Consider the following 12,810-nt stretch of genomic DNA (forward strand, 5'->3'; position numbering starts at 1 on the left):
GATCCCGTCTTCCATCGTGTGGAAGCCCGCATCAACCGCGCCGTACCAGCCGTTCGGATCCGCAGACGCCGCCGTCGCGGTCAGGGCCAGGGCGGCCGCCGTACCGGAAGCGAGAAGCATATTCTTCAACCGCATGGGTCAGAGCCCTCCGCAAACAAATTCAGATAGCGGCGGTCACGCCGCCTGATTGATCTCTACCAGCGTTGCCGCAGCGCGCCTAGGGGCCTCTCGCAGGTCCCCGACACAGCACGGCCACCGTTGCCCGGAGGCTACAGGTCTGCGAATCTGCGGCCATGAGAACCGCGGCCGCCGGCACCACCATCATCGCCGAAGCCGGCGTCAATCACAACGGCGACGAGGATCTCGCCGCCCGGCTGGTCGAGGCGGCCGCCGAGGCCGGCGCCGACGCCGTCAAGTTCCAGACCTTCGAGCCCGCCGAGATCGCCGCGCCCGGCGCGCCGAACGCCGAGTATCAGGCCCACGCCGGCGAGCGGGAGGGCCAGCTGGCGATGCTCGAGCGTCTGACCCTGTCGCGCGCGGCGCTGCGGCGACTGTGGCGCCGGGCCGGGGCGCTCGGCCTGGAGATCCTGTCGACCCCCTTCGACATCGGCTCGGCCCGCTTCCTGGTGGAGGAGCTCGGTATGGGGCGGATCAAGGTTGGATCGGGCGAGCTGACCAACCTGCCGATGATCGTCGACCTGGCGCGGCTGGGGCCGCCGCTGATGCTCTCCACCGGCATGGCCGACATGGAGGAGGTTCGCGACGCGCTGGACGCGGTCGTCTTCGGGGCCCTGGCCGAGCGGACCACCCGTCCGACCCTGTCCGCGCTGCGGGAGGCCGGGCGCGCACCGGAGGCTTCGGACATCCGTGCGCGAACGGTCGTCTTTCAGTGCACGACCCAGTATCCGGCCCCCGTCGCCACCGCGAACCTGCGGGTCATCCAGGCCTTCGCGGCCGAGGGCGTCATCCCCGGCTACTCCGACCATACCGCGGGCGACGAGACCGCGCTCGCGGCGGCGGCCCTCGGAGCCCGCGTGATCGAGAAGCACATCACCCTGTCGCGGGACCTGCCGGGACCGGATCACCGCGCTTCGATGGAGCCCGCCGACTTCGCCGCCATGGTGCGCCGGCTCCGCGCCGTGGAGTCCGCGCTCGGCGACGGCGACAAGCGTCCGGCGGCGGTCGAGCTGGGCAACCGCGCGGTGGCGCGGCGCACCCTCGTGGCCGCGCGCGATCTCGAGGCCGGCGCCCCGCTGACGCCCGACGCCGTCGCGGTGCGGCGCGCGGGTGAGGGCCTGGCCCCCGCCGATCTGTGGCGTCTGGACGGCCGCCCCTGCCGACGCGCCTACGCCGCCGGCGAGATCATCTCGCGCTCGGAGCTGGACGCATGAGGCCGCGCATCGCGATCTTCACCGCCACCCGCGCGGAGTACGGTCTGCTCAGGCCGGTCGCCCGGGCCCTGCGCGAGGCCGGGACCTTCGAGATCGTCTGGCTGGTCGCCGGCGCCCATCTGGAGGCGCGCCTGGGCGGCACCGTGGCCGAGATCGAGGCCGACGGCGAACCGATCGGCGCGAGGCTGGCGACCGCGCCCGGGGACGATACCGGCGCGGCCGTGGCCGAGGCCGCCGCGGCCACCCTGTCCGCCGTCGCCGAGGCGCTGGTCCGGCTGCGACCGGCGGCGCTGATGGTCCTGGGAGACCGGACCGAGCTTCTGGGCGCGGCCGGGGCCGCCGTGTGCCTGGGCGTCCCGCTGATCCATCTCGAGGGCGGGCATGTCACCGAAGGGGCCGTGGACGACCGCATCCGTCACGCGATCACGAAGCTGGCGGACCTGCACTTCACCGCCCATCCGGACTATGCGCGGCGGCTGGTGCGGATGGGCGAGCCTGCGGAACGGGTGCATGTCGTCGGCTCCACCGGCCTCGACGACCTGTTCGGCGCGGCGGCCGCGACCCGTCAGGACGCGGAGCGCCTGCTCGGGATCGATCTGGCGCCGGGCCATGTGCTGGTGGCCTGGCATCCCGAGACCCTCTCGGGGACGAACCCGGGCGACGCCGCCCGGGCGGTGCTCGACGGCGTCCTGCGGGCGGCGGGGGGGCGGCGCCTGATCCTGACCGGGCCGAACGCGGACGAAGGCCGGGAGGCGGTGCAGTCGGAGCTGGAACGCTTCGCCGCCGCCCATCCGGCCAGGGCCCATCTGTTCGCGTCGCTGGGCCGTGAACGCTGGGCCGTCGTGCTGGCGAGCGCCGACGCCCTCGTCGGCAACTCGTCGGCGGGCGTGATCGAGGCGCCGGCGCTGGGCGTGCCCTCGGTCAACGTCGGCGACCGGCAGAAGGGCCGGCTGAGGCCCCCCGGCGTGATCGACTGCCCGGCGAGCGCGCAGGCTGTCGCCGCGGCGCTGGCGAAGGCGCTTGATCCCCGTTTCAGGACGTCCCTGCGGCGGGACGCGCCGGCCGACGGCGGGGCCGGGCGGCGGATCGCGGAGATCCTGGCCCGGACCGATCTCGCCGCGCTGCGACGAAAGCCGTTCGTGGACGGGCCCGGAGTCGGCGGCGGGTGACGCGGGCTTTCGCGCCGCGCTAACCCAGCGCGAGGTCCGCGTCGCGCAACTCCGGCAGGTCCTCGGCCGAGGCGGCCAGCTGCTCGTATCCGGCGAAGATGTGGTAGAAGGAGCTCGCGGGCGCGGGCTCCTCCACGAAGGAGCCGTCCGGGTTCAGCTTGTCGCGCCAGACGCCGTTCGGCAGCAGATAGCCGCTCAGCCCCCGAAGCGCCGCCTCGGCCTCGGCGGCGTAGGCGGCCTGATCCGCCTCGATCATCGAGCCGAGGATCAGGGCCGCCTTCAGTCGCTCGGTCTGCGGCCACAGACGGGCGCGGGACGACGTCACCCGCAGGCTGTCGTCCAGCGCATCCACGACCACCCCGCGCGCATGATCGACGCCGAGCGATCCGACCTGGAAAAGACGTCGAGCGACGTCGAGCGCGCCGGCGTCGGACCTGCGCGCGCCCCATCGCGCCAGCAGCCACGCCCACTCGAACTGGTGTCCGGGCTCCACCAGACGACCGTCGGCGCCGTCCGCCGGGGCCCAGGTCTCGTCGAAGAACTCCCGCAGGAACCCGCCGCCGGCGTCGATGAAGCGCGTGCGGCAGAGATCGACGATCTCGTCGGCGACCCCGCGCCAGGGGCCCTCGGGCTCCAGACCCTCCCAGGCGAGCGCGGCCTCGAGAAGGTGCATGTGGGCGTTGGCCTGGAAGGGATGCGTTCCCGCCTCGCGCCAGCCGCCCGACGGGGCGCGATCAACCTGCATCGCCGTCAGGATTCGACCGGCTCGCGCCGGTAGGTCCTCCGGCCCCACGCCGGCGCGCCGAAAGGTCGCCATCGCGAAGAGGGTGAAGGCCTGGTCGTAGATCGTGGCCGTATCGTCCAGCACCCGGCCGCCGGTCGCGGTCAGGGTGGCCAAGCGTCCGTCAGGACGGGCGGCGGTCTCGATGAAGCGGTTCAGGCCACGCGTGGCCACCGCTCGCCAAGGACCCCGCCAGCCTCTCAACCCGGCGGCGGCGAGGACATAGGCCTGGCGGGCCTGCACGCGGCCGCGTCGGTGCCCGTCCTGCGCCCTGCCGCACACGCTCAACGCGTCGGCGAAAGCGCCGTCCGGCTCGACTCCCAAGGTCGTCCAAAGCGGGAGGGCGCTGGTGCGGAGCCAGTGGGTGAAGCGGGTCGCGGCGCTCGCGAACGACCGGTCGGCGCCGGGGACGGCCAGCGGCATGCGACGGGCGATCGTCTTCACCTCCTGGGTTCTGTCCAGGGCGCAGACCAGAACGGCGTCCGGCTCGACGACGACGGCGATGTCCCGAACGCCCAAGGTGGCGACGGCGACGCCTCGGGGCGCATGAACATAGCAGCCGGGCGCGGGATCGTCGGCTCGCTCCGGGCCCTCATCCGCCGCGTGCGCCCGCGCGATCGCGTCCCACGCCCCCACGTCCGACCAGGTGAAACGGACCGGCAGCACCCAGGCTCGCGTCGTGTTCTCCATCACCGCGTAGTCGATCGACAGGTTCGGAGCCTGGCCGAACGACTTGCCGAGGCGGATGATGCGGGTCGGCGCGATGGGGTGCGGCGTCGCCTCCCTGACGGCGGACTCGGCGACCGCCGCGATCTCGGGGGCGTAGGTCGCCAGTTCGCTCAGCAGCGTGTCGGCGCGGACGATGAAGTTGCCGGAGTTCCACAGATACCCCTCCGTGATCCAGCGGGTGGCGGTCTCCGTGTCGGGCTTTTCGACGAAGGCCGCGACCGCCGACGAACCCGTTCCGACCGGTCGGATGTAGCCATAGGCCGACGAGGGCTCCGTCGGCTGGACGCCCAAGGTCACGAGGCGGCCGTCCGCGGCCATGTCCGCCGCTTCGACCATGGCTTTGCGGAAGGCTTCGGCGTCCGGGATGTGGTGGTCGGACGCGACGAAGGCGGCGACGGCCAGCGGATCCTTCTCGACCAGCCATGCGGCGGCGGCGGCCATCGCCGGGCCTGAATCGCGCGCCTCCGGCTCGAGCAGGATCAAGGCCTCCAGCCCGATCTCCGCCAGCTGTCGCCGGATCATCGGCATATGGCGCACGCCCGCGACGACCACGAGTTCGGCGCCTGGACCGGCCAGGGGGGCGACCCGCAGAGCCGTCTCCTGGAACAGGGAGCGGGGGCCCAACAGGGGAATGAACTGCTTGGGGCGGTCCGGCCGGGAGGCGGGCCAAAGGCGAGCGCCCGAGCCGCCGCACATGATCACCGGGTGGAGCGCCATGGAGTGTCTCAGAACTCACCAAAGGGTGCGGACTTAGCAAAAGCCCGCCGGGCGGCGATAGTCCCATCGGCGCTGAAACGACAGGTTGTTCAGCCCTTAAGCGCCGTGACGAAGCGGTCGCGCCACAGGCCGACGTCCGACGCGCGGACCGCTTGCATCAGGCCTTCCCAGCGGCGCATCCGCTCCTCGCGTGGCATGGCGAGCGCCGTCTTGATGGCGTCGGACAGCTCTTCCCGGGCGTAGGGATTGACGATCAGCGCGTCCTTGAGTTCAGCCGCCGCCCCGGCGAAGCGCGACAGGATCAGAACGCCGGGATCCTCCGGGTCCTGGGCGGCGACGAACTCCTTGGCGACGAGGTTCATGCCGTCTCTCAGCGGCGTCACCAGCCCCACCTTGGCGGCGCGATAGATGCCCGCCAGCTGATCCCTTCGGTAGGTGCGGTTCAGATAGCGGATCGGCTGCCAGTCCATGTCGGCGAACTCGCCGTTGATCCGGCCCGCCAAGGCGTCCAGCCGTCCGCGAATGTCCTGGTAGGTGTCCACGTCGTCGCGCGACAGGGGCGTGACCTGCAGCAGGAAGACTTGGCCCCGGCGGTCCGGGTTGTCGCGCAGGAACTGCTCATAGCCCTCAAGCCGCTGCTCCAGCCCCTTGGAGTAGTCCAGCCGGTCCACGCCCACGAGCATGGAGCGGAACGCCGACGAGGCCGCCATGCGATCGTAGGTACGCCGGCCCAGCGTGGATTCGCGCGCGGCGATGAAGCCCTCCACGTCGATGCCTATGGGGAAGACGCCCAGACGCGTGGTGCGGTCGAAGGCTTCGAGGCGTTCGGCGTCCAGACGCCGGCCGCCGGCCTCGGCGACGACATAGTCGGCCAGCAGCTCCTTCCACTCCTCGGTGTGGAAGCCGATCAGGTCGTAGTCGAACAGGCTTTCGACCAGCCGCCGGTGGAAGGGCAGGGTGACCAACAGCTGCCGCGCCGGCCAGGGCGTGTGCAGGAAGAAGCCCATGCGGTTGCGGACGCCCAGCCGCCTCAGCTCCTTGGCCAGCGGGATCATGTGGTAGTCGTGGATCCAGATCAGGTCTTCGGACTGGATCAGCGGCGCCAGCACCTCGGCGAAGCGCCGGTTCACCCGCTCATACCCCTCGCCATAGGACCGCTCATAGGCGGTCAGGTCGACCCGGTGGTGGAACAGCGGCCACAGCGTCTTGTTCGCGTAGCCGTTGTAGTATTCGTCGACGTCCTGCGCCTCCAGATCGACCAGGCCGACGGTCACGCCCGCGCGGTCCTCCGTCTTCAGCTCGCCGGTGAAGGTCTCGCAGGTTTCGCCGGACCAGCCGAACCACAGGCCGTCGTACTTCCTCAGCGCGGCCGACAGAGCCATCGCCAGGCCGCCGGCGGAGCCGGCCGCCGGGTCCGACGGCGCCGAGACGCGATTCGAGACGACGATCAGTCTGCTCATGGCCGCCTCACCGGACGTCCGTCCAGGATCGGCTGAGAAGGATCGCGCAGTTGATCACGCCCACCAACGAGTAGGTCTGCGGATAGTTGCCCCATAGCTCTCCGTCCTCGATCGATATGTCCTCGCTCAGCAGGCCCGCGGGCGTCCGCCGAGACAGCATCTCCTCGAAGATCGCCCGCGCCTCCGCGTCGCGGCCGTTCTGGTGCAGCGCCTCGATGAACCAGAAGGTGCAGAAGTTGAAGGCCGTCTCCGGCTCGCCGAAGTCGTCGGGCTCGACATAGCGGAACAGATAGGGACCTTTCTTCAGATCGCGTTCAATGGCGTCGAAGGTCGCGACCTGTCGCGGGTCCATCGGGTCGAGGAAGCCCAGATCGGTGAGCTGCAGCAGCGACGCGTCCAGCTCGCGCCCGCCGAAACTGGCGGCGAAGCGGCCCTCGTCCGGCAGGAAGGTCTCGCGCTCGATCCGTTCCCGCACGATGTCCGCCCGCCCGCGCCAGTGCTCGGCCCGCGCGGTCAGGCCCAGGTGCGTCGCCGCCTTGGCCAGCCGGTCCAGCGCCGCCCAGCACATCACCGACGAATAGGTGTGGACCCGGGCGATGGTCCTGAACTCCCACAGGCCCGCATCGGTCTGGTCGTGCATCTGGAACGCGCGCTCGCCGATGGGCTCCAACGCCTCGAAATCCTCGATCGTGCCGGGCCGCAGAAGGCGCTGGTCGTAGAAGGCCTGAACCAGCGGCAGGACGATCTGTCCGTACACGTCGTGCTGCAGATGCTCGTGCGCCTGATTGCCGACGCGCACCGGCTTCATGCCGCGATAGCCCTTCACCGTGTCGACGATGCGTTCGCCGATCCCCGGCTCGAGGCCGACGCCATAGACCGGCTGGACGTGCCCGCCGGCGGAGTCGTCGACCAGGTTCCTGAGATAGCCGAGGTAGTTCTCCAGGATGTCCACCGCGCCGAGCCGGTTCAGCGCCCGGACGGTGTAGTAGGCGTCGCGGATCCAGCAGTACCGATAGTCCCAGTTGCGTCCGCTCTCGGGGAACTCCGGCACCGAGGTGGTCAGGGCCGCCACGATGGCCCCGGTCTCCTCGTAGGCGCAGAGCTTCAGCGTGATGGCGGCGCGGATCACCGCCTCCTGCCAGTCCAGCGGCAGGTAGAGCTTGCGGACCCAGTCCTGCCAGTAGCGCACGGTTCGATCCAGCGCCGCGGCGACGCCCGGGCCGACCTCCTGGTCGTAGCCCTCGTCGGGCCCGAGGAAGAAGGCCAGCGGCCCCTCCAGGCGGAACACCCGCTCGTTCAGCACGTGCGACACGGGGCAGTCCGTCGTCAGGCGAAAGGTGATGTCCTCGCAGAGGTAACGGATATGGTTTGAGCCCGAGGTCCGCTCGGCCGGCCGCGCGCCCCAGCCGGTCGCGGGTCTCAGACGCACGACGATGCGCGGCGCTCCCTTCAGGGGCCGCACGATCCGCCCGAAGGCCAGGGGGCGATAGGTGCGGCCGTGCTTGGCGTGGCGGGGCGCGAAGTCGATCACCTCCAGCGCCGCGCCGTCCTCGGCCGTCATGACCGTGCGCAGAACCGGCGTGTTGCGGATATAGGCCTGCTCGATCGAGGCCAGGCCCTGGAGCTCGATCTCCCAGAAGCCGTGTTCGGGCGCCTCGCCGTCCATCAGGGCGGAGAAGACCGGATCGCCGTCGACTCGCGGGGCGCAGGCCCAGACATAGCGGCCGCGCTTGTCGATCAGGGCGCTGATCGAGCAGTTTCCGATCGGCCACAGGTTCAGGTCGGGCGTCGTGCTCATTCGGCCTCCAGGCGTTCGATCCAGTCCAGCACCTCGGTCGGGCCGTTCAGGCGGTAACGCGCGGCGGTGCTGCGCGGCTGCCCGACCAGGACGCCGAACCCGCCCAGGCGCGTCGCGGCCTCGAAGCCGTATTCGTCCGTCAGGTCATCGCCGACCATGACCGGGACGGCGCCGGCGAAGGGCGGCTCGGCCATGAAGGCCTCCAGCGCCCGGCCCTTGTCCGCGCCCGGCGTCTTCAGCTCCTCGATCATATGCCCCGGCTGGTGGACGAGGGCGTGCCGTTCGGCCAGCGCGGCCGCCAGCGCCCGCGCCTCGACGCCGGCCCCCGGCGCCAGCCGATAGTGCAGACCGGTCGCCACGCCCTTCTTCTCGACGAGGACGCCTTCGCGCGCTTCGGCGAACGCCTCGAAGGCCGCCGCCGCCGCCGCCACGCCCGGCGCCGGCTCCGCCCGCGTCAGCCGGCCTGCCGCGTCGCGTCGCTCCAGCCCGTGCACGCCCGAGACCGCGCGCACGCCGGTCTCGAGAATCCGGTCCAGGTCCGAGATCTCGCGGCCGCTGATCACGGCCAGTCTGCCCTCCAGCCGCCGGGCCGCCGCCTCCAGAACCCGTGATCGTCTGGGATCCGGACCCACCGCCTCGGGCCGGGGCTCGAGCTCGGCCAGCACGCCGTCGAGGTCCAGAAACAGGGCGATGCGGCGCACCCGCGCGGGCGGGGCGCCGAGGTCGGCGACGTCGTTCTTCATGGCTCCTATCCGGCGCGATCGCGCCCCCGTCAGACGGAGGCCTAACGCGCGACAACGGTGAAGGTTCGCAGGCTCGGACCGCCAAACCTTGCCGAGCGAGCCGGTTCGCCGCTATCGGCGGCGGTCATGAGCCCCGTCGAAGCCGCGCGCGACGCCGACCGCCTGACGCACCTTCAGCGTCTGGAGGCCGAGAGCATCCACATCCTGCGTGAGGTGGCGGCCGAGGCCGAGCGCCCGGTCATGCTGTATTCGATCGGCAAGGACTCGGCGGTGATGCTCCACCTGGCCAGGAAGGCCTTCGCGCCGGGCCGGCCGCCGTTCCCGCTTCTGCACGTCGATACGACGTGGAAGTTTCGCGACATGTACGCCCTTCGCGACCGCATCCCGGCCGAGTACGGGGTCGAGCTGATCGTGCACCGCAATCCGGAGGCGCTGGCGCGCGGGATCAACCCCTTCGACCACGGTTCGGCCCTGCACACCGACGTCTGGAAGACGCAAGGGTTGAAGCAGGCGCTGGACGCCGGCGGCTTCGACGCGGCCTTCGGCGGCGCGCGGCGCGACGAGGAGAAGTCCCGCGCCAAGGAGCGGATCCTGTCGTTCCGGACCGCCGATCACCGCTGGGACCCGAAGGACCAGCGGCCCGAGCTCTGGCGGCTCTACAACACGCGAAAGCGGCCGGGGGAGAGCTTCCGCGTCTTCCCCCTGTCGAACTGGACCGAACTGGACGTCTGGCAATACATTCAGCGCGAGAACATTCCCGTCGTCCCGCTCTACCTCGCCGCGCCGCGCCCGGTGGTCGAGCGCGACGGCGCCCTGATCATGGTCGACGACGACCGCTTCCGCCTGAACCCCGGCGAGGTCCCGCAGATGCGCTCGGTGCGCTTCCGCACGCTGGGCTGCTATCCGTTGAGCGGCGCCGTCGAGAGCACGGCCACGACCCTGACCGAGGTCATCCGGGAGATGCTGCTGACCACGTCGTCCGAGCGCCAGGGCCGCATGATCGATCACGACCAGGCCGCCTCAATGGAGAAGAAGAAGCGCGAGGGCTACTTCTGATGGCGGACACCGACCTGATCGCGCACGACGTCGAGGCCTATCTGGAGGCGCACCGCACCAAGGATCTGCTGCGCTTCATCACCTGCGGCTCCGTCGACGACGGCAAGTCCACCCTGATCGGACGGCTGCTCTACGACGCGCGCATGATCTTCTCAGACCAGCTGGCGGCGCTGGAGGCGGACAGCCGAAGGGTTGGGACGCAGGGGCAGAACATCGACTTCGCCCTCCTGGTCGACGGACTGGCGGCGGAGCGGGAGCAGGGCATCACCATCGACGTGGCCTACCGCTTCTTCGCCACGGAAAAGCGCAAGTTCATCGTCGCGGACTGCCCGGGCCACGAGCAGTACACCCGCAACATGGTCACCGGGGCCTCGACCGCCGACGCGGCGGTGATCCTGGTCGACGCGCGCCAGGGGGTGCTGACCCAGACCCGCCGCCACGCTTTTCTGGTCAGCCTTCTGGGCATCCGCCATGTGATCCTGGCGGTGAACAAGATGGACCTGATCGGCTGGTCCAGGGACCGGTTCGACGCCATCGTGGCCGAGTTCGACGGGATCGCCACGGCCCTGAACATCGACAAGGCGCACGCCCTCCCGCTGTCGGCCCTGCACGGCGACAATGTTCTGGAGAAGAGCGCGCGATCGCCCTGGTACGCCGGCCCGTCGCTGATGACGCTGCTGGAGACGCTCCCGCCGGCGCGCACGGCGCGCCAGACGGCCTTTCGCATGCCCGTCCAGTGGGTCAACCGTCCGTCGTCGGACTTCAGGGGCTTCGCCGGGCTGGTCTCGTCTGGCGAGGTCCGGCCCGGCGACGCGCTCAAGGTCTTGCCTTCGGGCCGGACCGCGAATGTGTCCCGCGTCGTCGGCGGCGAGGGCGACCTGCCCGCCGCCCGGGCCGGCCAGGCCGTCACCCTGACGCTCGACGCCGAGATCGACGTCTCGCGCGGCGACGTGCTGGCCTCGGCGACGAACCCGCCCGAGGTCGCCGACCAGTTCGAATGCACGCTGGTCTGGATGGACGAGGCGGCGATGCTGCCGGGACGGCCCTATCTGCTGAAGCTGGCGACGAAGACGGCCGGCGCCTCGGTGACCGAGATCAAACACCAGATCGACGTCAACACGTTCGAGGCCCGTCCGGCCAAGCGGCTCGACCTCAACGGCATCGCCGTCTGCAACATCTCACTGGATCAGCCGGTGGCCTTCGAGCCGTATGAGACGGACCGGGACCTCGGCGGGTTCATCCTGATCGACCGGCTGACCAACCGCACGGCGGGCGCGGGCATGCTGCGGTACGCCTTGCGGCGGTCGCACAACATCCACTGGCAGGCCCTTTCGGTCGATAAGGCGGCCCGGGCGGCGCTCAAGGGCCAGCGGGGGCGGGTGCTGTGGCTGACCGGCCTGTCCGGCGCCGGCAAGTCGACCATCGCCGACCTGGTCGAGAAGCGCCTGCACGCGGACGGACGCCACACCTATCTGCTGGACGGCGACAACGTCCGGCATGGCCTGAACCGTGATCTCGGCTTCACCGACGAGGATCGGGTCGAGAACATCCGTCGGGTGGCCGAGGTGGCCCGGCTGATGGTGGACGCCGGCCTGATCGTGCTGGTCAGCTTCATCTCGCCGTTCCGGGCCGAGCGGCGGCTGGCGCGGGAGCTGATGGGCCCGGGCGAGTTTGTGGAGGTGTTCGTGGACGCGCCCCTTGAGGTCGCGGAGGCGCGCGACGTGAAGGGCCTGTATCGCAAGGCCCGCGCGGGCGAGCTGGCCAACTTCACCGGCATCGACAGCCCCTATGAGGCGCCTGACGCCCCTGAAATCCGGATCGACGCCGCCGCTGAGACGCCGGACGGCGCGGCCGATCGCATCGTCGCCTGGCTGAAGGCCCACCCGACCAGCTGAGTCGCCGCTCGCGTGCAAGGTGGTTCTCAAACCGAACTCTATGGGTGTATGCGGAGCGCCCCGGGTCGAAGCCGCGACATTGGAGAACAGGTGTCATGAACCCAGCCGCGATCCTGGAGCGCGCCCGCGACGTCCTCCGCCTGAACATCGAGGCGCTCGAGGCGCTGGACCGGAACCTGAACGGATCGCTGGTGCGCGCCTGCGAGGTGATCCTGTCGCGGCCCGGCTATGTGGTGGTGACCGGGATGGGCAAGTCCGGCCATATCGGCGGCAAGATCGCCGCCACGCTCGCTTCGACCGGCACCAACGCCTTCTTCGTGCACCCGGCCGAGATGAGCCACGGCGACCTGGGCATGCTGCGCTCGGACTGCACGCTGCTGGCCATCTCCAACTCGGGCGAGAGCCGGGAACTGCGCGATCCCCTGACCTTCTGTCAGCGCAACGGCATTCCCGTGATCGGCATCACCCAGAGGAAGGGCAGCCTGCTGGACCGCATGTCCGAGGTGACGCTGCTGATGCCGACGGTCGCCGAGGCCTGCCCCAACGGCCTGGCCCCGACCACCTCCACCTTGATGACGCTCGCGCTGGGCGATTCGCTGGCCATGGCGCTGATGGACGAGCGGGGCTTCTCGGCCGAGGATTTCGGCCTGCATCACCCGGGCGGCGCGCTGGGCATGAAGCTGCAGACCGTGCGCGAATGGATGGGCGACAATCACGCGCCGCCGGCGATGGTTTCGCTCCAGACCCCCTTCAGCGAGGCGGTCGCGGCGATCACCGCCGGCCGAAAGGGAGCCGTGGCCGTGCTCGACGACAACGAACTGCTGGCGGGCATGATCACCGACGGCGACGTGCGCCGCGCCTTCTCGCGGGACGTCACCTCCCTTGTCGCGGCCGACGTCATGAGCCCGCACCCCATCACCGTCAGCCCCGACGCACGCATGAGCGACGCCATCGACCTCCTCGCGGTCAACAAGATCAGCAATCTGTTCGTCGTCGAGAGCGGCCGCCCGCTGGCGATCATCCATATCGCGGAGCTCATTCAAGCGGGGTATGTGACCTGACGGTGGGGAG

9 protein-coding genes are annotated in these 12,810 nt (G+C 70.6%); 5 read left to right on the forward strand and 4 right to left on the reverse strand.

What is annotated here, in order from left to right:
* Positions 1-293: 293 nt before the first annotated feature.
* The gene (locus tag ACFFGE_RS00745) at positions 294-1,391 is read left to right on the forward strand and encodes an N-acetylneuraminate synthase family protein (RefSeq protein WP_376833332.1); all 1,098 of its coding nucleotides are present in this window, start codon (positions 294-296) and stop codon (positions 1,389-1,391) included.
* Entirely contained in the window at positions 1,388-2,560 is a 1,173-nt protein-coding gene (neuC, locus tag ACFFGE_RS00750) for a UDP-N-acetylglucosamine 2-epimerase (protein ID WP_376833334.1), read from the forward strand. Before ACFFGE_RS00745 ends, neuC begins: the two co-directional genes overlap by 4 nt.
* A 19-nt stretch (positions 2,561-2,579) precedes the next feature.
* Here neuC and ACFFGE_RS00755 read toward each other — a convergent pair whose 3' ends face one another.
* The 4 genes from ACFFGE_RS00755 to otsB form a co-directional block, all read right to left on the reverse strand.
* A complete protein-coding gene (locus tag ACFFGE_RS00755) occupies positions 2,580-4,787 on the reverse strand; it encodes an AGE family epimerase/isomerase (RefSeq protein WP_376833336.1) in 2,208 nt (735 codons plus the stop codon).
* Positions 4,788-4,876: 89 nt separating this feature from the next.
* Entirely contained in the window at positions 4,877-6,247 is a 1,371-nt protein-coding gene (locus ACFFGE_RS00760) for an alpha,alpha-trehalose-phosphate synthase (UDP-forming) (RefSeq protein WP_376833338.1), read from the reverse strand.
* A gap of 7 nt (positions 6,248-6,254) precedes the next feature.
* Positions 6,255-8,045, reverse strand: coding sequence for a glycoside hydrolase family 15 protein (locus ACFFGE_RS00765; RefSeq protein WP_376833339.1), 1,791 nt, complete (start codon positions 8,043-8,045; stop codon positions 6,255-6,257).
* Entirely contained in the window at positions 8,042-8,788 is a 747-nt protein-coding gene (gene otsB, locus ACFFGE_RS00770) for a trehalose-phosphatase (protein ID WP_376833341.1), read from the reverse strand. The genes ACFFGE_RS00765 and otsB overlap by 4 nt, the downstream gene beginning before the upstream one ends.
* 126 nt (positions 8,789-8,914) lie before the next feature.
* On the opposite strand from otsB, the gene cysD reads away from it, so the two are divergent.
* The 3 genes from cysD to ACFFGE_RS00785 all read left to right on the forward strand — a co-directional run bounded on the left by cysD (position 8,915) and on the right by ACFFGE_RS00785 (position 12,800).
* Positions 8,915-9,844 (forward strand): sulfate adenylyltransferase subunit CysD, encoded by a 930-nt coding sequence (cysD, locus tag ACFFGE_RS00775; protein ID WP_376833342.1) that lies wholly within the window; start codon positions 8,915-8,917, stop codon positions 9,842-9,844.
* The gene (gene cysN / locus ACFFGE_RS00780; RefSeq protein WP_376833343.1) at positions 9,844-11,739 is read left to right on the forward strand and encodes a sulfate adenylyltransferase subunit CysN; all 1,896 of its coding nucleotides are present in this window, start codon (positions 9,844-9,846) and stop codon (positions 11,737-11,739) included. Before cysD ends, cysN begins: the two co-directional genes overlap by 1 nt.
* A gap of 95 nt (positions 11,740-11,834) precedes the next feature.
* Positions 11,835-12,800, forward strand: coding sequence for a KpsF/GutQ family sugar-phosphate isomerase (locus ACFFGE_RS00785; protein WP_376833345.1), 966 nt, complete (start codon positions 11,835-11,837; stop codon positions 12,798-12,800).
* The last annotated feature ends 10 nt before the right edge of the window (positions 12,801-12,810 follow it).

This window comes from Brevundimonas balnearis (genome assembly GCF_042434805.1).
In the GTDB taxonomy this organism is placed as follows: Bacteria; Pseudomonadota; Alphaproteobacteria; order Caulobacterales; family Caulobacteraceae; genus Brevundimonas; species Brevundimonas balnearis.

What these genes read in the sequence shown, in the direction of transcription:
- ACFFGE_RS00745 (WP_376833332.1), top strand. Translation starts at nt 294, where the DNA reads ATGAGAACCGCGGCCGCCGGCACCACCATCATCGCCGAAGCCGGCGTC.
- neuC (WP_376833334.1), top strand. Translation starts at nt 1,388, where the DNA reads ATGAGGCCGCGCATCGCGATCTTCACCGCCACCCGCGCGGAGTACGGT.
- ACFFGE_RS00755 (WP_376833336.1), bottom strand. Translation starts at nt 4,787, where the DNA reads ATGGCGCTCCACCCGGTGATCATGTGCGGCGGCTCGGGCGCTCGCCTT.
- ACFFGE_RS00760 (WP_376833338.1), bottom strand. Translation starts at nt 6,247, where the DNA reads ATGAGCAGACTGATCGTCGTCTCGAATCGCGTCTCGGCGCCGTCGGAC.
- ACFFGE_RS00765 (WP_376833339.1), bottom strand. Translation starts at nt 8,045, where the DNA reads ATGAGCACGACGCCCGACCTGAACCTGTGGCCGATCGGAAACTGCTCG.
- otsB (WP_376833341.1), bottom strand. Translation starts at nt 8,788, where the DNA reads ATGAAGAACGACGTCGCCGACCTCGGCGCCCCGCCCGCGCGGGTGCGC.
- cysD (WP_376833342.1), top strand. Translation starts at nt 8,915, where the DNA reads ATGAGCCCCGTCGAAGCCGCGCGCGACGCCGACCGCCTGACGCACCTT.
- cysN (WP_376833343.1), top strand. Translation starts at nt 9,844, where the DNA reads ATGGCGGACACCGACCTGATCGCGCACGACGTCGAGGCCTATCTGGAG.
- ACFFGE_RS00785 (WP_376833345.1), top strand. Translation starts at nt 11,835, where the DNA reads ATGAACCCAGCCGCGATCCTGGAGCGCGCCCGCGACGTCCTCCGCCTG.